The organism is Enterobacter sp. MGH119, from assembly GCF_001037675.1.
GTDB classification, from domain to species: Bacteria; Pseudomonadota; Gammaproteobacteria; order Enterobacterales; family Enterobacteriaceae; genus Enterobacter; species Enterobacter hormaechei_C.
Map to the genome: position 1 here is coordinate 260725 of NZ_KQ089929.1, position 19525 is coordinate 280249.

Here is a 19525-nt window from a genome sequence, read left to right on the forward strand (position 1 = left end):
TCTATGTCTCATTTCTGACAGTTAGTGTAAGGTTATTTTGTTCCTCCCCATGAATCGATGTGATGCCCATCTGCCAGCAAGAGCAGTGTCGTCGGTATCACTTTTGATGAGTAAGCAATGAGTATGTCAACATCCACAGAAGTCATCGCTCATCACTGGGCATTCGCAATCTTTCTTATTGTAGCCATTGGCCTGTGCTGCCTGATGTTAGTCGGCGGCTGGTTCCTGGGCGGTCGCGCCCGCGCAAGGCACAAAAACACACCTTTCGAATCAGGTATTGATTCAGTAGGTACCGCTCGCTTACGCCTGTCTGCCAAGTTTTACCTGGTAGCCATGTTCTTCGTCATTTTTGACGTGGAAGCGCTTTACCTCTTCGCGTGGTCTACCTCCATTCGCGAAAGTGGTTGGGTGGGCTTTGTCGAGGCCGCAATTTTCATTTTAGTGTTACTGGCCGGTCTGGTTTATCTGGTGCGTATCGGCGCGCTGGACTGGACACCTGTGCGTTCACGCCGTGAACACATCAACCCGGAAAACAGTATCTCTAATCGTCAGCAGTAACAGCGAGGCAATAAGATGGATTATACGCTCACCCGCATAGATCCTAACGGTGAGAATGACCGTTACCCCCTGCAAAAACAGGAGATCGTAACCAACCCCCTGGAGCAAGAAGTCAACAAAAGCGTGTACATGGGCAAGCTCGAACATGCCATGCACGACATGGTCAACTGGGGTCGTAAGAACTCCATCTGGCCATACAACTTTGGCCTTTCTTGCTGCTACGTTGAAATGGTGACGTCATTCACTGCGGTGCATGACGTTGCGCGTTTTGGGGCCGAGGTACTGCGTGCTTCTCCGCGTCAGGCTGACCTGATGGTGGTGGCAGGGACCTGCTTTACCAAGATGGCACCGGTTATTCAGCGTCTTTATGACCAGATGCTGGAGCCAAAATGGGTTATCTCCATGGGCGCATGTGCAAACTCCGGCGGTATGTACGACATTTATTCCGTTGTGCAGGGCGTTGATAAGTTCATTCCGGTGGATGTGTACATCCCGGGTTGCCCGCCGCGTCCAGAGGCCTATATGCAGGCGCTGATGCTGCTCCAGGAGTCAATTGGTAAAGAACGCCGCCCGCTTTCATGGGTTGTTGGCGATCAGGGTGTCTATCGCGCGAACATGCAGTCTGAGCGCGAGCGTAAACGTGGTGAACGTATTGCCGTCACCAACCTGCGTACGCCTGACGAAATTTAATTTGCGCCTGTGGGCCTGGAGAACACCTTCGCATATCACTACTCAAATAGCGCGAAGCCAGGCTTAACAGTCACCACGGACCATTTGCAATGGTGAACAATATGACCGACTTAACCGCGCAAGAAGCCGCCTGGCAGACTCGGGATCATCTCGATGACCCGGTCATTGGCGAACTGCGCAACCGTTTTGGGCCGGATGCCTTTACTGTTCAGGCCACCCGCACCGGGGTACCCGTTGTTTGGGTGAAGCGTGAGCAATTACTGGAAGTTGTCGATTTCCTCAAGAAATTGCCAAAACCTTACGTCATGCTGTTTGACTTACACGGCATGGACGAACGTCTGAGAACGCACCGCCAGGGTCTCCCTGCCGCGGATTTTTCCGTTTTCTACCACCTGATCTCAATAGACCGCAACACGGATATCATGCTCAAGGTGGCATTGTCTGAAAACGACATGCATCTGCCGACGATCACCAAACTTTTCCCGAACGCCAACTGGTACGAGCGTGAAACCTGGGAAATGTTCGGCATGACCTTCGACGGCCACCCGCATCTGACGCGCATCATGATGCCGCAGACCTGGACCGGCCACCCGCTGCGTAAAGACTACCCGGCACGCGCCACCGAATTCGACCCGTTTGAGCTAACCAAAGCCAAGCAGGATCTGGAGATGGAAGCGCTGACCTTCAAGCCGGAAGACTGGGGCATGAAGCGCGGCACCGAAAACGAGGACTTCATGTTCCTCAACCTCGGTCCGAACCACCCGTCTGCGCACGGTGCTTTCCGTATTATCCTTCAGCTTGACGGCGAAGAGATTGTCGACTGCGTGCCTGACATCGGCTACCACCACCGTGGTGCCGAGAAGATGGGCGAGCGTCAGTCCTGGCACAGCTACATTCCGTATACCGACCGTATCGAATACCTCGGCGGCTGCGTGAACGAAATGCCATACGTGCTGGCCGTTGAGAAACTGGCAGGCATCACCGTCCCGGATCGCGTTAACGTGATTCGCGTAATGCTGTCTGAACTGTTCCGTATTAACAGCCACCTGCTGTACATCTCCACGTTCATTCAGGACGTCGGCGCGATGACGCCGGTCTTCTTCGCCTTTACCGACCGTCAGAAAATCTACGATCTGGTGGAAGCGATTACCGGTTTCCGTATGCACCCAGCCTGGTTCCGTATCGGTGGTGTGGCGCACGATCTGCCGCGCGGTTGGGACCGTCTGCTGCGTGAATTCCTCGACTGGATGCCGAAACGTCTGGCGTCTTACGAGAAAGCCGCGCTGCGTAACTCCATCCTGAAAGGCCGTTCCCAGGGCGTTGCTGCCTACGGCGCGAAAGAAGCGCTGGAGTGGGGGACTACCGGTGCTGGCCTGCGTGCGACCGGGATTGATTTCGACGTGCGTAAAGCGCGTCCTTACTCTGGTTACGAGAACTTCGACTTTGAAGTCCCGGTTGGCGGCGGTGTTTCCGACTGCTACACCCGCGTGATGTTGAAAGTGGAAGAGCTGCGCCAGAGCCTGCGCATCCTTGAGCAGTGCCTCAACAACATGCCGGAAGGCCCGTTCAAGGCGGATCACCCGCTGACGACGCCGCCACCGAAAGAGCGCACGCTGCAACATATCGAGACCCTGATCACCCACTTCCTGCAAGTTTCCTGGGGCCCGGTCATGCCAGCACAGGAATCCTTCCAGATGATTGAAGCGACCAAGGGTATCAACAGCTACTACCTCACCAGCGACGGCAGCACCATGAGCTACCGCACCCGCGTGCGTACGCCAAGCTTCGCGCACTTGCAGCAGATCCCGGCCGCCATTCGCGGCAGTCTGGTCTCCGACCTGATTGTGTATCTGGGTAGTATCGATTTTGTTATGTCAGATGTGGACCGCTAATTATGCACGAGAATCAACAACCACAAACCGAGGCTTTTGAGCTGAGTGAAGCAGAGCGTGCCGCCATTGAGCACGAGATGCACCACTACGAAGACCCGCGTGCGGCGTCCATTGAAGCGCTGAAAATCGTACAGAAACAGCGTGGTTGGGTGCCGGATGGGGCGATCTATGCGATCGCAGAAGTGCTGGGCATTCCGGCAAGTGACGTAGAAGGCGTAGCCACGTTCTACAGCCAGATCTTCCGTCAGCCGGTAGGCCGCCATGTGATCCGCTACTGTGACAGCGTGGTCTGCCACATCACCGGTTATCAGGGCATTCAGGCTGCGATTGAGAAGAAACTCAATATTAAGCCGGGCCAGACCACCTTCGACGGACGTTTTACTCTGCTGCCAACCTGCTGCCTGGGTAACTGCGACAAGGGGCCGACCATGATGATTGATGAGGACACTCACAGCCATCTGACGCCGGAAGCGATTCCTGACCTGCTGGAGCAGTACAAATGAAAACTGTAATTCGTACTGCTGAGACGCATCCGCTGACCTGGCGTCTGCGTGATGACAAACAGCCGGTATGGCTCGACGAATATCAGAGCAAAAACGGCTATGCCGGTGCGCGTAAAGCCCTTGGCGGCATGGCGCCGGACGACATCGTTAACGCGGTGAAAGAGTCTGGCCTGAAAGGCCGCGGTGGTGCGGGCTTCTCCACCGGTCTGAAGTGGAGCCTGATGCCGAAAGATGAATCCATGAACATCCGTTACCTGCTGTGTAACGCCGATGAAATGGAGCCGGGTACCTATAAAGACCGTCTGCTGATGGAACAGCTGCCGCACCTGCTGGTGGAAGGCATGCTGATCTCCGCGTTCGCGCTGAAAGCGTACCGTGGCTACATCTTCCTGCGCGGCGAATACATCGAAGCGGCGGAAAACCTGCGTCGTGCGATTGCCGAAGCCACCGAAGCGGGACTGCTGGGTAAAAACATCCTGGGCACCGGGTTTGACTTCGAGCTGTTCGTGCACACCGGTGCCGGGCGTTATATCTGCGGTGAAGAAACCGCGCTGATTAACTCCCTGGAAGGCCGCCGCGCGAACCCGCGCTCCAAGCCACCGTTCCCGGCAAGCTCCGGCGTGTGGGGTAAACCGACCTGCGTCAACAACGTCGAAACCCTGTGTAACGTCCCGGCGATCCTTGCGAACGGCGTGGAGTGGTATCAGGGCATCTCCTCAAGCAAAGATGCCGGTACCAAGCTGATGGGCTTCTCCGGTCGCGTGAAGAACCCTGGCGTCTGGGAGCTGCCGTTCGGCACCACCGCACGCGAAATTCTTGAAGACTACGCCGGCGGCATGCGCGATGGCCTGAAATTCAAAGCCTGGCAGCCGGGTGGGGCAGGGACGGACTTCCTGACCGAAGCCCACCTTGACCTGCCAATGGAGTTCGAAAGCATTGGTAAAGCAGGTAGCCGTCTGGGTACCGCGCTGGCGATGGCCGTCGACCACGAGATCGGCATGGTATCCCTGGTGCGTAACCTGGAAGAGTTCTTCGCCCGCGAGTCCTGCGGCTGGTGCACACCGTGCCGTGATGGTCTGCCGTGGAGCGTGAAGATCCTGCGTGCTATCGAACGTGGCGAAGGCCAGCCTGGCGATATCGAGACACTTGAGCAACTGTGTCGATTCTTAGGACCGGGTAAAACCTTCTGTGCCCACGCACCGGGCGCCGTCGAGCCGCTGCAAAGCGCGATTAAATATTTCCGCGACGAATTCGAAGCAGGCATCAAGCAGCCGTTCAGCAATACCCATTCGATCAATGGTATTCAGCCGAACCTGCTGAAAGCGCGCTGGTAAAAACAGAATTTTGATTAACGCTCGGTTTCGGCCGAGCCAACTGGAAGCATGCTAATGGCTACGATTCATGTAGACGGCAAAGAATACGAAGTCAACGGGGCGGACAACCTGCTGGAAGCTTGTCTGTCTCTTGGCCTCGATATTCCGTACTTTTGCTGGCATCCGGCGCTGGGCAGCGTCGGTGCTTGCCGCCAGTGTGCGGTGAAGCAATATCAAAACGCGGAAGACACGCGTGGTCGCCTGGTGATGTCCTGTATGACGCCAGCCGCCGAAGGCACCTTTATTTCGATTGATGACGAAGAAGCCAAACAGTTCCGTGAAAGCGTGGTGGAGTGGTTGATGACCAACCACCCACACGACTGTCCGGTGTGTGAGGAGGGCGGTAACTGCCACCTTCAGGATATGACCGTCATGACCGGTCACAGCTTCCGTCGCTATCGCTTTACCAAGCGTACCCACCGTAACCAGGATCTGGGGCCGTTCATCTCTCACGAAATGAACCGCTGCATCGCCTGCTACCGCTGCGTGCGTTACTACAAAGATTATGCAGACGGTCAGGATCTGGGCGTGTATGGCGCGCATGACAACGTCTACTTCGGTCGTCCGGAAGACGGTACGCTTGAAAGTGAATTCTCCGGTAACCTGGTAGAAATCTGTCCGACCGGCGTGTTTACCGATAAAACCCACTCTGAACGTTACAACCGTAAATGGGACATGCAGTTTGCGCCAAGCATCTGCCAGCAGTGCTCCCTCGGCTGTAACACCAGCCCGGGTGAACGTTACGGCGAACTGCGTCGTATCGAAAACCGTTACAACGGTACCGTTAACCACTACTTCCTCTGCGACCGCGGTCGTTTCGGCTATGGCTATGTGAACCTGAAAGACCGTCCGCGTCAGCCGGTTCAGCGCCGTGGCGATGACGTCATTACCCTCAACGCTGAGCAGGCGATGCAGGGCGCGGCAGATATTCTGCGTCAGTCGAAGAAAGTGATCGGCATTGGCTCCCCGCGTGCCAGCATCGAAAGCAACTTCGCGCTGCGCGAGCTGGTTGGAGCGGAAAACTTCTACACCGGTATCGCCCAGGGCGAGCAGGAACGTCTCCAGCTGGTGCTGAAAGTGCTGCGTGAAGGCGGTGTTCACACGCCTGCGCTGCGCGAAATCGAATCCTATGATGCGGTTCTGGTGCTCGGGGAAGACCTGACGCAGACCGGCGCACGCGCGGCTCTGGCGGTTCGCCAGGCGGTGAAAGGCAAAGCACGTGAAATGGCAGCGGCGCAGAAAGTGGCTGACTGGCAGATTGCGGCCATCCTCAACATCGGTCAGCGCGCGAAGCATCCTCTGTTTGTGACTAACGTCGACAACACCCGTCTGGACGATATCGCGGCGTGGACCTACTGCGCGCCGGTTGAAGATCAGGCGCGCCTCGGATTTGCCATTGCCCACGCGCTGGACAGCAACTCGCCGGCCGTTGAACTGGATCGCGACCTGCAAAACAAGGTCGACGTGATTGTTCAGGCGCTGGCGGGGGCGAAGAAACCGCTGATTATTTCCGGTACCAACGCCGGTAGCGCTGAAATCATTCAGGCCGCAGCGAACGTTGCCAAAGCCCTGAAGGGACGCGGCGCTGACGTTGGTGTGACCATGATTGCCCGTGCGGTGAACAGCATCGGTCTGGGTATGATTGGCGGCGGCTCGCTGGAAGACGCGTTAAGCGAACTGGAATCCGGTGCCGCTGACGCCGTTGTGGTGCTGGAAAATGACCTGCATCGCCATGCTTCTGCCGCTCGCGTTGACGCCGCGCTCTCCAGAGCGCCGCTGGTGATGGTTATCGACCATCAGCGCACCGCGATCATGGACAAAGCGCATCTCGTTCTCTCTGCGGCAAGCTTCGCAGAAAGCGACGGGACGGTGATCAACAACGAAGGTCGCGCCCAGCGTTTCTTCCAGGTTTATGACCCGGCCTACTACGACAGCAACACCGTGATGCTGGAAAGCTGGCGCTGGCTGCACTCTCTGCACAGCACCGTGCAGAGCCGTGAAGTTGACTGGACGCAGCTCGACCACGTTATCGACGCGGTTGTTGAGAAACTGCCTCAGCTGGCGGGTATTAAAGATGCCGCGCCGGATGCAAGCTTCCGCATTCGCGGCCAGAAACTGGCGCGTGAGCCGCACCGCTACAGCGGTCGTACCGCGATGCGCGCCAACATCAGCGTGCACGAACCGCGTCAGCCGCAGGATAAAGACACCATGTTCGCCTTCTCGATGGAAGGGAACAACCAGCCGTCTGCGCCGCGTTCGCAAATCCCGTTTGCATGGGCACCGGGCTGGAACTCCCCGCAGGCATGGAACAAATTCCAGGCTGAAGTGGGCGGTCACCTGCGCCACGGCGATCCGGGCGTGCGTCTGATTGAAGCCTCCGAAACCGGTCTGGACTTCTTCACCACCGTTCCGGCGAGCTTCCAGGCGCAGGAAGGTCACTGGCGTATTGCACCGTACTACCATCTGTTCGGTAGCGACGAAATGTCCCAGCGTTCTCCGGTATTCCAGCAGCGTATGCCGCAGCCGTACATCAAGCTCAACCCGGCGGATGCCGCGAAGCTTGGCGTTAACGCGGGTGCGAACATTGCCTTTAGCTACGACGGCCAGACAATCAGCCTGCCGCTGATTATTTCTGAACGCCTGTCAGCAGGGCAGGTGGGTCTGCCGATGGGTATGCCTGGCATCGCGCCGGTCCTGGCGGGTGCGCATCTTGATAACCTTCAGGAGGCAAAAGCATGAGTTGGTTAACGCCGGATCTTATCGACATCCTGCTGAGCATTCTGAAAGCGGTTGTGATTCTGCTGGTGGTGGTCACCTGCGGCGCGTTCATGAGCTTTGGTGAACGTCGTCTGCTCGGTCTGTTCCAGAACCGTTACGGACCGAACCGCGTGGGCTGGGGTGGTTCACTCCAGCTGGTCGCGGACATGATCAAGATGTTCTTTAAAGAGGACTGGGTTCCGCGCTTCTCGGACCGCGTGATCTTTACGCTGGCGCCGATGATCGCCTTCACCTCGCTGCTGCTGGCGTTTGCTATCGTTCCGGTCAGCCCGACCTGGGTGGTCGCTGACCTGAACATCGGCATTCTGTTCTTCCTTATGATGGCAGGCCTCGCGGTTTACGCGGTGCTGTTCGCAGGCTGGTCCAGTAACAACAAATACTCGCTGCTGGGTGCGATGCGTGCTTCCGCGCAGACGCTGAGCTACGAAGTGTTCCTGGGTCTCTCCCTGATGGGCGTGGTGGCGCAGGCCGGTTCATTTAACATGACCAACATCGTCAACAACCAGGCCGACATCTGGAACGTTATCCCGCAGTTCTTTGGGTTTATTACCTTTGCCATCGCGGGCGTGGCGGTGTGTCACCGTCACCCGTTTGACCAGCCAGAAGCCGAACAGGAACTGGCCGACGGTTACCACATTGAATATTCCGGTATGAAGTTCGGTCTGTTCTTCGTGGGCGAGTACATCGGTATCGTCACCATTTCGGCGTTGATGGTAACCCTGTTCTTTGGTGGCTGGCATGGCCCGTTCTTACCGCCGTTCATCTGGTTCGCGCTGAAAACCGCGTTCTTCATGATGATGTTCATTTTGATTCGCGCAGCGTTACCGCGTCCGCGTTATGACCAGGTAATGTCCTTCGGCTGGAAAGTGTGCCTGCCGCTGACGCTCGTCAACTTGTTGGTAACGGCGGCTGTCATTCTCTGGCAGCAGCCATAAGGGGCTTTGAGATCATGACCTTAAAAGAATTATTGGTAGGTTTCGGCACCCAGGTACGCAGTATCTGGATGATCGGCCTGCATGCGTTTGCCAAACGCGAAACCCGGATGTACCCGGAAGAGCCGGTATATCTGCCGCCGCGCTACCGTGGACGTATCGTGCTGACGCGCGACCCGGACGGTTCCGAGCGTTGCGTTGCCTGTAACCTGTGTGCGGTAGCGTGTCCGGTGGGCTGTATCTCTCTGCAAAAAGCAGAGACGGTAGACGGCCGCTGGTATCCTGAGTTCTTCCGCATCAACTTCTCACGCTGCATTTTCTGCGGTCTGTGTGAAGAAGCGTGCCCAACCACGGCGATTCAGCTGACTCCAGACTTTGAGCTGGGTGAGTACAAGCGTCAGGATCTGGTGTACGAGAAAGAGGATCTGCTGATTTCCGGTCCGGGCAAATACCCGGAATATAACTTCTACCGGATGGCGGGTATGGCAATCGACGGCAAAGATAAAGGCGAAGCAGAGAACGAAGCTAAGCCTATCGACGTCAAGAGCCTGTTACCGTAAGGAGAGGGCAATGGAATTCGCTTTTTATATCTGTGGCCTTATCGCCATCCTGGCTACGCTGCGAGTGATCACGCACACCAATCCGGTGCATGCGCTGCTGTATTTAATCATCTCGCTGCTGGCTATTTCCGGGGTGTTCTTTGCGCTGGGCGCGCACTTCGCCGGTGCGCTGGAAATCATCGTCTACGCCGGGGCCATCATGGTGCTGTTCGTGTTCGTGGTGATGATGCTCAACCTGGGCGGCTCTGAAATTGAGCAGGAACGTCAGTGGTTAAAACCGCAGGTGTGGATTGGCCCGGCGATTCTGTCGGCCATCATGCTGGCGGTGATTGTTTACGCCATTCTGGGCGTCAACGACCAGGGTATCGACGGGACGCCAATCAGCGCGAAAGCCGTGGGTATCACCCTGTTTGGTCCGTACGTTCTGGCGGTTGAGTTGGCCTCGATGCTGCTGCTGGCGGGTCTGGTTGTGGCCTTCCACGTTGGCCGCGAAGAGCGTGTCGGCGAGGTGCTGAGCAACCGCACTGACGACCGCGCGAAAAGAAAAACGGAGGAACGCGCATGATCCCCTTAACACATGGACTGATCCTCGCTGCGATTTTATTCGTTCTGGGCTTAACCGGTCTGGTTATCCGCCGCAATCTGCTGTTTATGCTGATCGGTCTGGAAATCATGATCAACGCTTCCGCGCTGGCCTTTGTGGTCGCCGGCAGCTACTGGGGCCAGACCGATGGTCAGGTGATGTACATTCTCGCCATCAGCCTCGCGGCTGCTGAAGCGAGTATTGGCCTGGCGCTGTTGCTACAGCTCCATCGTCGCCGCCAGAACCTGAACATCGATTCAGTAAGTGAGTTGCGTGGATGAACATGCTTGCCTTAACCATTATTTTTCCGCTGATTGGCTTCGTGCTGCTGGCGTTTTCTCGCGGCCGCTGGTCTGAGAATCTGTCTGCCACCGTGGGCATTGGCTCTATCGGCCTGGCTGCGCTGGTCACAGCGTATGCGGGTATCGACTTCTTTAACAATGGACGTCAGGCCTACAGCGTACCGCTGTGGAACTGGATGTCGGTCGGTAACTTCAACATCGGTTTCAACCTGGTGCTGGATGGTCTGTCTCTGACCATGCTCTCCGTGGTCACCGGCGTCGGCTTCCTGATCCACATGTTCGCCTCCTGGTACATGCGCGGTGAAGAGGGATACTCCCGCTTCTTCGCCTACACCAACCTGTTTATCGCCAGCATGGTGGTTCTGGTGCTGGCCGATAACCTGCTGCTGATGTATCTGGGCTGGGAAGGCGTGGGTCTGTGCTCTTACCTGCTGATCGGTTTCTACTACACCGATCCGAAGAATGGCGCAGCGGCCATGAAAGCGTTCGTCGTGACCCGCGTGGGTGACGTCTTCCTCGCTTTCGCGCTGTTCATTCTCTACAACGAACTGGGCACGCTGAACTTCCGCGAAATGGTGGAACTGGCGCCGGCGCACTTCGAAGCAGGCAACAACATGCTGTGGTGGGCAACGCTGATGCTGCTGGGTGGCGCCGTGGGTAAATCCGCGCAGCTGCCGTTGCAGACATGGCTGGCCGACGCGATGGCGGGTCCAACCCCTGTCTCCGCGCTGATCCACGCCGCGACCATGGTTACCGCCGGTGTCTACCTGATTGCGCGTACCCATGGCCTGTTCCTGATGACCCCGGAAATTCTGCATCTGGTGGGTATTGTCGGTGCGGTTACGCTGGTGCTGGCAGGCTTTGCCGCGCTGGTGCAGACCGACATCAAACGCGTTCTCGCGTACTCCACCATGAGCCAGATTGGTTACATGTTCCTGGCGCTGGGCGTTCAGGCGTGGGACGCAGCCATTTTCCACCTGATGACGCACGCGTTCTTTAAAGCGCTGCTGTTCCTCTCATCCGGTTCGGTGATCCTGGCCTGCCACCACGAGCAGAACATCTTCAAAATGGGCGGACTGCGTAAGTCCATCCCGCTGGTCTATGTCTGCTTCCTGGTGGGCGGCGCGGCGCTGGCGGCACTGCCGCTGATTACCGCGGGCTTCTTCAGTAAGGACGAAATCCTTGCGGGCGCCATGGCGAATGGTCATATCAATCTGATGGTTGCGGGTCTGGTCGGTGCGTTCATGACCTCCCTGTACACCTTCCGTATGATTTTCATCGTCTTCCACGGTAAAGAACAAATTCACGCTCACACAGGGAAGGGGATTACCCACCACCTACCGCTGATTGTGCTGCTGGTCCTGTCCACCTTCGTTGGCGCGATGATTGTGCCACCGTTGCAGGGTGTACTGCCGGCAACAACCGAGCTTGAGCACGGTCGCGTTCTGACGCTTGAAATCACCTCCGGCGTAGTGGCTATAGCGGGCATCCTGATTGCCGCATGGCTGTGGCTGGGCAAACGCACGCTGGTGACTGCCGTTGCCAACAGCGCGCCGGGCCGTCTGCTGGGCACCTGGTGGTACAACGCGTGGGGCTTCGACTGGCTGTACGACATGATCTTCGTGAAGCCGTTCCTGGGCATTGCGTGGCTGCTGAAGCGCGATCCACTGAACAGCCTGATGAATATCCCGGCGATCCTCTCTCGCTTTGCAGGTAAAGGCCTGCTGTTCAGCGAGAACGGTTATCTGCGCTGGTATGTGGCGTCCATGAGCATCGGTGCGGTTGTCGTACTGGCGCTGCTGATGGTGTTGCGTTGATCGTAAAGTGAATTTTATTCGAATTCGTTGAAAATCAGGCCCCTGCTGGGGGCCTTAAAAAGGAATGTAAATCGCCATGTTACTACCCTGGCTAATATTAATTCCCTTCATCGGCGGCTTCCTGTGCTGGCAGACCGAACGCTTTGGCGTGAAGATGCCGCGCTGGATCGCGCTGATCACCATGGGATTGACGCTCGCGCTTGGCCTGCAACTGTGGTTGCAGGGTGGCTACTCACTGACCCAGTCTGCGGGCCTTCCGCAGTGGCAGTCTGAGTTTATCCTGCCGTGGATCCCACGTTTCGGTATCACGATCCACCTCGCGATTGACGGTCTGTCGCTGCTGATGGTGGTGCTGACCGGTCTGCTCGGCGTTCTGGCGGTACTTTGCTCCTGGCGAGAAATCGAAAAATACCAGGGCTTCTTCCACCTGAACCTGATGTGGATCCTGGGCGGCGTGATCGGCGTGTTCCTGGCCATCGACATGTTCCTGTTCTTCTTCTTCTGGGAGATGATGCTGGTGCCGATGTACTTCCTGATCGCGCTGTGGGGCCATAAGGCGTCCGACGGTAAAACGCGTATCACGGCGGCCACCAAGTTCTTCATCTACACCCAGGCGAGTGGTCTGGTGATGTTGATTGCCATCCTGGCGCTGGTGTTTGTGCATTACAACGCGACCGGTGTCTGGACCTTCAACTACGAAGACCTGCTGAAGACCCCGATGTCCCACGGCGTGGAATACCTGCTGATGCTGGGCTTCTTTATCGCCTTCGCGGTGAAAATGCCGGTGGTTCCGCTGCATGGCTGGCTGCCAGACGCGCACTCTCAGGCGCCAACGGCAGGTTCCGTTGACCTGGCGGGCATCTTGCTGAAAACCGCGGCTTACGGTCTGCTGCGTTTCTCCCTGCCGCTGTTCCCGAACGCCTCCGCAGAGTTCGCGCCGATTGCCATGTGGCTGGGCGTGATCGGTATCTTCTACGGTGCATGGATGGCCTTCACGCAGTACGACATCAAACGTCTGATTGCTTACACCTCCGTTTCCCACATGGGCTTCGTGCTGATTGCCATCTACACCGGCAGCCAGCTGGCGTACCAGGGCGCGGTGATCCAGATGATTGCGCACGGCCTGTCCGCTGCCGGTCTCTTCATCCTGTGTGGTCAGCTGTACGAACGTCTCCATACCCGCGACATGCGTATGATGGGCGGTCTGTGGGGCAAAATGAAATGGCTGCCGGCGCTCTCGATGTTCTTCGCGGTGGCGACTCTGGGTATGCCGGGTACCGGTAACTTCGTCGGCGAGTTTATGATCCTGTTCGGCAGCTTCAACGTGGTACCGACGATCACCGTCATCTCCACCTTTGGTCTGGTGTTTGCCTCCGTGTACTCGCTGGCGATGCTGCACCGCGCTTACTTCGGTAAAGCGAAGAGTGAAATTGCTGCACAAGAATTGCCGGGGATGTCGCTGCGAGAGCTGTTCATCATCCTGCTGCTGGTCGTACTGCTGGTGCTGTTGGGCTTCTATCCGCAGCCGATTCTGGATACCTCGCACTCCGCGATGGGTAACATCCAGCAGTGGTTTGTTAATTCTGCTTCTACTACAAGGCCGTAATTCGCCATGACAATAACTCCACAACAACTGATCGCGCTGCTACCGCTGCTGATCGTCGGATTGACGGTGGTGGTTGTGATGCTCTCCATTGCGTGGCGACGCAATCACTTCCTGAATGCGACCCTGTCCGTTCTGGGTCTGAACGCTGCGTTAGTCTCCCTCTGGTTTGTTGGCCAGGCGGGAGCGATGGACGTCACGCCGCTGATGCGCGTTGACGGCTACGCCATGCTCTACACCGGTCTGGTGCTGCTGGCGAGCCTGGCAACCTGTACCTTTGCGTACCCGTGGCTCGAAGGGTACAACGACAACAAAGAAGAGTTTTACCTGCTGGTACTGATTGCTGCACTGGGCGGCATTCTGCTGGCGAACGCGAACCACATGGCCGCGCTGTTCCTTGGTATTGAGTTGATCTCACTGCCGCTGTTCGGCCTGATTGGTTACGCCTTCCGTCAGAAGCGCTCTCTGGAAGCGGCTATCAAGTACACCATTCTGTCTGCTGCCGCGTCGTCGTTCCTGCTGTTCGGTATCGCGCTGCTGTATGCACAGACGGGTAACCTCTCCTTCCTGGCCATCGGTAAGAGCCTCGGCGACGGCATGATGCATGAGCCGCTGCTGCTGGCGGGTCTGGGCATGATGATTGTTGGCCTTGGCTTTAAACTCTCTCTGGTTCCGTTCCACCTGTGGACGCCAGACGTCTACCAGGGTGCGCCTGCACCGGTCTCTACCTTCCTGGCGACGGCGAGTAAAATCGCTATCTTCGGCGTGGTTATGCGTCTGTTCCTGTACGCCCCGGTGGGTGATAGCGAAGCGGTTCGCGTGGTGCTGGGCATTATCGCGTTCGTTTCTATCATCTTCGGTAACCTGATGGCGCTGAGCCAGACCAACATCAAGCGTCTGCTGGGCTACTCCTCTATCTCCCATCTGGGTTACCTGCTGGTGGCGCTGATTGCGCTGCAAAGCGGTGAGATGTCGATGGAAACCGTGGGTGTGTATCTGGCCGGTTACCTGTTCAGCAGCCTCGGCGCGTTCGGCGTGGTGAGCCTGATGTCCAGTCCGTACCGTGGTCCGGATGCAGATTCCCTGTTCTCCTACCGTGGATTGTTCTGGCACCGTCCGATTCTGTCTGCGGTAATGACCGTGATGATGCTCTCTCTGGCGGGTATCCCGATGACGCTGGGCTTTATCGGTAAGTTCTACGTGCTGGCCGTCGGTGTGCAGGCGGGTCTGTGGTGGCTGACGGCGGGTGTCGTTATCGGCTCCGCGATTGGTCTCTACTACTACCTGCGCGTTGCCGTGAGCCTGTACCTGAGCGCGCCTCAGCAGCTCAACCGCGATGCGCCGTCCAACTGGCAGTACAGCGCCGGCGGTATCGTGGTGCTAATCTCCGCGCTGCTGGTGCTGATCTTCGGTATCTATCCGCAGCCGCTGATTGATATCGTGCAGCGAGCGATGCCGCTGATGTAAAAACAAAAAACCCGCCTCGGCGGGTTTTTTATTGTTTTCTCCCTCTCCCCGTGGGAGAGGGCCGGGGTGAGGGCACCAGCCCGCACAGAGTAAAACATGCCCAGGGCGCTACGCTTGCAGGGCATACGGGTCTTGTAGGTCGGGTAAGCGAAGCGTCACCCGACTAAGCTAACTGCTTCCTGCTTATAAGCGGCCCTTCAATCTTCTTCATCGAGCGGTCCAGCACCTCTTCAATCACCGACGATAGCTCATTTAGCTCAAACTTCGCCACATAGCCGTCCGCCTTCACTTTGCGAATATGATCTTCGTTCGCGTTGCCGGAAAGAGACGAGTGGATCACCACCGGAATATCTTTCAGTACCGGGTCGGTTTTGATTTTGCGCGTCAGCGTAAAGCCGTCCATCTCCGGCATTTCGAGGTCGGTCAATACCAGGGCAATCTTATCGGTAACGGGGACGCCCTCAGCCTGAGCCTGCGCGGCCAACTGAGTGATTTTCTCCCACGCGTCTTTGCCGGTGATATGCAGCTGGGCCGGGATCTCCATCGCCTGCAATCCCTTCTCCAGCATTGAGCGCGCCACTTTCGAATCTTCTGCAACAATCGCGACAGAGCCAGGCTTGATGTTGAATTTGGTGGTTTCCAGATGGGTGGCGTGCAGATCGTGGTTCGCCGGGGTGATGTCGTACAGGATCTGCTCCACGTCCAGCACCATCGCCAGATCGTTGGTATCCGTCTTCTCGTCCAGGCAGGCAATGCTGGTAATGTAGCGACCGCTGACGGCAGTTTCCGCAGCATGCACCTGCTTCCAGTCCAGACGCATGATGTTTTCCACCGATTCCACAGCAAACGCCTGCACGCTGCGGGCATATTCGGTGATCAGCAGGATGTTCAGCCCGGTGGCTGGCTTGCAGCCGGCGACGGCGGCCAGATCGATCACCGGGATCACCTGGTCGCGAATGTTCACCATCCCCATCAGCGGAGACTTCATTCCCGCCGGTTTGGTGAAGGTCGGCATCGGCACAATTTCGCGCAATTTGAACACGTTGATGCCGAACAGCTCGGATTTATTTTCGTTCAGAGAGGTGCCAAGACGGAACAGCAACAGTTCAAAACGGTTGGACAGGGTCAGGTTCGCCCTGTCATCAATATCTTTCTGGAAATTATCCATTCTACCCTCAAGAGAAATGCTGGCCTTTTAATCGTTATCGGCACGCTGAGGGAAAAATGAAGGACTAAACGCTGACCTGAGCAAAATCTTCCGCCAGCTCGCATGCCGGAAATACTTCCCGGCACTCTGCCAGCAGGCTTTCAGCGCCGCGGACGTCATAGCGTGAGCTGACGTGAGTAACAATCAGTTTTCGGACGCCAGCCTCACGCGCCAGCTGCGCCGCCTGACGCGTTGAGCTGTGCCCCCGGCTGTTGGCTTTTTCTTCCATCGCCGCTTCCAGCGTCGCCTCATGCACCATCACATCTACACCTCTGGCAAGCCTGAGCGCCGAAGAGCAGGGGGCGGTATCCCCAAAAATAGCCAGTTTTTTGCCCGGCTGCGGTGGGGCGAGGTAATCCTGACCGTTGATGACGCGCCCGTCTTCCAGCGTGACGGTCTCGCCGTGCTTCAGACGCTGGAACAGCGGGCCAGGTTTCACTCCATCGGCCTGCAACGCGGCGGCGTTCAGCGCCCCGGGCTTGTCATGCTCCTCAACGCGATAGCCGTAGCATTCCACCGGATGGTTAAGCGGGTAAGCGCGCACCAGGTAATCTCCGTCATCGAACACCAGACCCTCGCCGATCTCTAACACCTCCAGCGGATAATCGGTCCACGAGCCGCTCAGGCGCAGCGTGGTTTCAACGAATTCCTGAATACCCGCGGGGCCATAAATGGTCAGCGGGTTAGCGTTACCGGCCATCGAACGGCTACACAGCAGGCCCGGCAGGCCAAACAGATGGTCGCCGTGTAGATGGGTGATAAATATTTTATCCACTTTCCCCGGGTGGTATGAGGTATGCAGCAGCTGATGCTGCGTACCCTCGCCGCAGTCAAACAGCCACAGCCCACCGCGGGTAGGATGCTTAAGATCCAGCAGAATCGCCGTCACGTTTCGTGAGCGGGTTGGCACCCCGGCGGACGTACCCAGAAAAATCAGTTCCATAACGCAATCAGCCCTTTGCCGAATGGGAAGGGGTTTAGTATAACGTGATGAACCCCAGGAAGGAGAAACACATGATCCAGTGGCAAGATCTACACCACAGCGAACTGACCGTGCAGTCACTCTACGCCCTGCTCAAACTGCGCTGTGAAGTCTTCGTGGTTGAACAAACCTGCCCGTATCAGGATATCGACGGCGATGACCTGGTCGGCGAGAACCGGCACATCCTCGGCTGGCGCGATAACGAGCTGGTGGCGTATGCGAGGATTCTGAAAAGCGAAGAGGAATTTGACCCTGTCGTCATTGGGCGCGTCATTATCAGTGGCCGCGCGCGCGGTGAAAAGCTGGGCTATCAGCTGATGGAAAAAACGCTGGACGCATGCCAGAAACAGTGGCCGGACAAGGCGTTATACCTGGGCGCGCAGGCGCATTTGCAATCATTCTATGGCCATTTTGGTTTTACCCCGGTCACGGACATTTACGACGAAGATGGCATCCCACACATCGGCATGGCGCTCGAAGCGAAACAGGCGCAATAGCAAGACGTTGTCTATAGTTACCGGACTGGTGTACTAACATGGAGAAAAAAATGTCATTTCAATCCTGGGATACCCGAGTCGACGACGACCTGACGCTGCTAAGCGAAACGCTGGAAGAAGTGCTGCGCTCTTCAGGCGATCCTGCCGATCAGAAGTACATTGAGCTCAAAGCCCGCGCCGAGCAGGCGCTGCATGATGTGAAAAACCGCGTCAGTAACGCCTCCGACAATTATTACTACCGCGCCAAACAGGCGGTTTATCGTGCCGACGATTATGTGCATGAAAAACCGTGGCAGGGCATTGGGGTCGGTGCGGCCGTAGGGCTGGTGCTGGGTCTGCTGTTAGCCCGTCGTTAAGCCGGTAAACCACTCCCTACACGTGGGTACTGCTATTTATCGTCAGTACCCCGTATAATATAAGGCTTTAACAGGGAGAGGTTCGCGTGCACTCGATTTTCCTCGCGCTGCAAAGCCTGCGCACTCAGCTTGCGCAAGCATTGCCTGCTATACCCGGTTTACGCCATTTCGATGTCTCTTTCCCGTTAAACGACGCCTTCGATCCGCTGGCCTGGCTGGGTGTGCAGCGATGCTATCCTCAGTTTTACTGGCAACAGCGCAGCGGCGATGAAGAACTTGCCGCGCTCGGAAGCCTCGCCCAGTTTGATTCTCTGGCTTCGGCCTCGCGGTTTTTGCATGCCCATGACGTAGCCAATGACACCCGTATCTGCGGCCTGAACGCCTTCAACCCGGCGCAGGGCAAGCTGTTTTTACCGCGCCTTCTCTGGCGACGGTCTGGCGGGGTCGCCACGCTGCGTCTGCAACTGTGGAGCGAAACGTCGCTGCGGGAAGATGCCCGTGAGGCGCTGAATTTTGTCGATAACCTGCGCGACGCCGCGCCGATCCGCCCGTTGTCCGTGCAGATTGTGCAGGAAACCCATCATCCGGAAAAACCGGACTGGCTGGCGTTGATTCGTCAGGCGACGGATACCCTTGCTCGCGGTGATTTTGAGAAAGTGGTGCTCGCACGTGCTACAGACGTTCAGTGCCAGCAGCCCGTGAACGCCATCGCGCTGATGGCTGCAAGCCGCGCGCTAAACCTCAACTGCTATCATTTTTGTATGGTCTTTGACGCCAGCAATGCCTTCCTCGGCTCGACGCCCGAGCGCCTGTGGCGGCGACGCGGCACGCTGCTGCGCACTGAAGCGCTGGCAGGCACCGTCGCCAGCCATTCTGACGATAAGCAGGCCCAGCGTCTGGGCGACTGGCTGATGAACGACGATAAAAATCAGCGGGAAAATATGCTGGTGGTGGAAGATATCTGCCAGCGTCTTCAGCACCATACCCGGACGCTGGAGATCCTGCCTGCGCAGGTGCTGCGTCTGCGCAAGGTGCAGCATTTACGCCGCTGTATCTGGACCGAACTTAAACAGCCTGACGACGAACAGTGTCTGCATATTTTGCAACCGACGGCGGCGGTGGCCGGGCTGCCGCGACAGGCGGCCCGAGAATTTATTGCGAAAGTCGAGCCGTTTGACCGGGAGTGGTACGCCGGTTCGGCGGGCTATTTATCGCGCGATCAGAGCGAATTCTGTGTGGCATTACGCTCCGCCCGCGTTCACAACGCTGCGCTGCGTCTTTATGCGGGGGCGGGCATCGTCAGCGGCTCCGATCCTGAGCAGGAGTGGCAGGAGATCGAAAACAAGGCCGCCGGGCTGCGTTCCCTTCTCCTAAGGGATTAATACTGATTCGTGCAATCCCGATTCATATCAAAATTCTGACTTT

At 57.2% G+C, this 19525-nt stretch carries 18 protein-coding genes; 16 read left to right on the forward strand and 2 right to left on the reverse strand.

All coding sequences use genetic code 11. The features are described 5' to 3' along the window. The first annotated feature begins 117 nt into the window (after positions 1-117). The 13 genes from nuoA to nuoN all read left to right on the forward strand — a co-directional run bounded on the left by nuoA (position 118) and on the right by nuoN (position 15058). Positions 118-558 carry an NADH-quinone oxidoreductase subunit NuoA gene (gene nuoA / locus SK53_RS01225; protein WP_003861475.1) on the forward strand — a complete coding sequence of 147 codons (441 nt, stop codon included), beginning with the start codon at positions 118-120 and terminating at the stop codon, positions 556-558. A gap of 15 nt (positions 559-573) precedes the next feature. Continuing rightward, positions 574-1248 carry an NADH-quinone oxidoreductase subunit NuoB gene (gene nuoB / locus SK53_RS01230; RefSeq protein WP_048208308.1) on the forward strand — a complete coding sequence of 225 codons (675 nt, stop codon included), beginning with the start codon at positions 574-576 and terminating at the stop codon, positions 1246-1248. 89 nt (positions 1249-1337) lie between these two features. Continuing rightward, positions 1338-3140 carry an NADH-quinone oxidoreductase subunit C/D gene (nuoC, locus tag SK53_RS01235; RefSeq protein WP_003861484.1) on the forward strand — a complete coding sequence of 601 codons (1803 nt, stop codon included), beginning with the start codon at positions 1338-1340 and terminating at the stop codon, positions 3138-3140. 2 nt (positions 3141-3142) lie between these two features. Then, positions 3143-3643 (forward strand): NADH-quinone oxidoreductase subunit NuoE, encoded by a 501-nt coding sequence (gene nuoE, locus SK53_RS01240; RefSeq protein WP_003861486.1) that lies wholly within the window; start codon positions 3143-3145, stop codon positions 3641-3643. Next, positions 3640-4977, forward strand: coding sequence for an NADH-quinone oxidoreductase subunit NuoF (gene nuoF / locus SK53_RS01245; RefSeq protein ID WP_003861487.1), 1338 nt, complete (start codon positions 3640-3642; stop codon positions 4975-4977). Before nuoE ends, nuoF begins: the two co-directional genes overlap by 4 nt. 54 nt (positions 4978-5031) lie before the next feature. Continuing rightward, positions 5032-7755, forward strand: coding sequence for an NADH-quinone oxidoreductase subunit NuoG (gene nuoG, locus SK53_RS01250; protein ID WP_045894496.1), 2724 nt, complete (start codon positions 5032-5034; stop codon positions 7753-7755). Then, positions 7752-8729, forward strand: coding sequence for an NADH-quinone oxidoreductase subunit NuoH (nuoH, locus tag SK53_RS01255; RefSeq protein ID WP_048208311.1), 978 nt, complete (start codon positions 7752-7754; stop codon positions 8727-8729). The genes nuoG and nuoH overlap by 4 nt, the downstream gene beginning before the upstream one ends. Before the next feature lie 14 nt (positions 8730-8743). Beyond that, positions 8744-9286 (forward strand): NADH-quinone oxidoreductase subunit NuoI, encoded by a 543-nt coding sequence (gene nuoI, locus SK53_RS01260; protein WP_003861491.1) that lies wholly within the window; start codon positions 8744-8746, stop codon positions 9284-9286. Positions 9287-9296: 10 nt separating this feature from the next. Then, positions 9297-9851 carry an NADH-quinone oxidoreductase subunit J gene (gene nuoJ / locus SK53_RS01265; protein ID WP_003861493.1) on the forward strand — a complete coding sequence of 185 codons (555 nt, stop codon included), beginning with the start codon at positions 9297-9299 and terminating at the stop codon, positions 9849-9851. Further along, complete coding sequence (nuoK, locus tag SK53_RS01270; protein ID WP_003861496.1) at positions 9848-10150, forward strand: NADH-quinone oxidoreductase subunit NuoK; 303 nt, start codon at positions 9848-9850, stop codon at positions 10148-10150. Before nuoJ ends, nuoK begins: the two co-directional genes overlap by 4 nt. Then, on the forward strand, positions 10147-11988 hold the full coding sequence (nuoL, locus tag SK53_RS01275) for an NADH-quinone oxidoreductase subunit L (protein WP_048208313.1): 1842 nt from the start codon (positions 10147-10149) through the stop codon (positions 11986-11988). Before nuoK ends, nuoL begins: the two co-directional genes overlap by 4 nt. Positions 11989-12064: 76 nt before the next feature. Further along, complete coding sequence (gene nuoM, locus SK53_RS01280; protein WP_003861498.1) at positions 12065-13594, forward strand: NADH-quinone oxidoreductase subunit M; 1530 nt, start codon at positions 12065-12067, stop codon at positions 13592-13594. A 6-nt stretch (positions 13595-13600) separates the two neighbouring features. Further along, positions 13601-15058, forward strand: coding sequence for an NADH-quinone oxidoreductase subunit NuoN (gene nuoN, locus SK53_RS01285; RefSeq protein ID WP_003861500.1), 1458 nt, complete (start codon positions 13601-13603; stop codon positions 15056-15058). Positions 15059-15221: 163 nt separating this feature from the next. Here the strand turns inward: nuoN and SK53_RS01290 are convergent, their stop codons facing one another. Further along, positions 15222-16226 carry a chemotaxis protein gene (locus tag SK53_RS01290; RefSeq protein ID WP_003859465.1) on the reverse strand — a complete coding sequence of 335 codons (1005 nt, stop codon included), beginning with the start codon at positions 16224-16226 and terminating at the stop codon, positions 15222-15224. A 64-nt stretch (positions 16227-16290) separates the two neighbouring features. Then, complete coding sequence (gene rbn / locus SK53_RS01295; protein ID WP_045350226.1) at positions 16291-17208, reverse strand: ribonuclease BN; 918 nt, start codon at positions 17206-17208, stop codon at positions 16291-16293. Positions 17209-17279: 71 nt separating this feature from the next. On the opposite strand from rbn, the gene SK53_RS01300 reads away from it, so the two are divergent. The 3 genes from SK53_RS01300 (at position 17280) to menF (ending at position 19482) form a co-directional block, all read left to right on the forward strand. Next, positions 17280-17744 (forward strand): GNAT family N-acetyltransferase, encoded by a 465-nt coding sequence (locus tag SK53_RS01300; RefSeq protein WP_003859462.1) that lies wholly within the window; start codon positions 17280-17282, stop codon positions 17742-17744. Positions 17745-17794: 50 nt separating this feature from the next. Next, positions 17795-18100, forward strand: coding sequence for a stress response protein ElaB (gene elaB / locus SK53_RS01305; RefSeq protein ID WP_017693006.1), 306 nt, complete (start codon positions 17795-17797; stop codon positions 18098-18100). Positions 18101-18186: 86 nt separating this feature from the next. Then, on the forward strand, positions 18187-19482 hold the full coding sequence (menF, locus tag SK53_RS01310) for an isochorismate synthase MenF (protein WP_003859458.1): 1296 nt from the start codon (positions 18187-18189) through the stop codon (positions 19480-19482). The last annotated feature ends 43 nt before the right edge of the window (positions 19483-19525 follow it).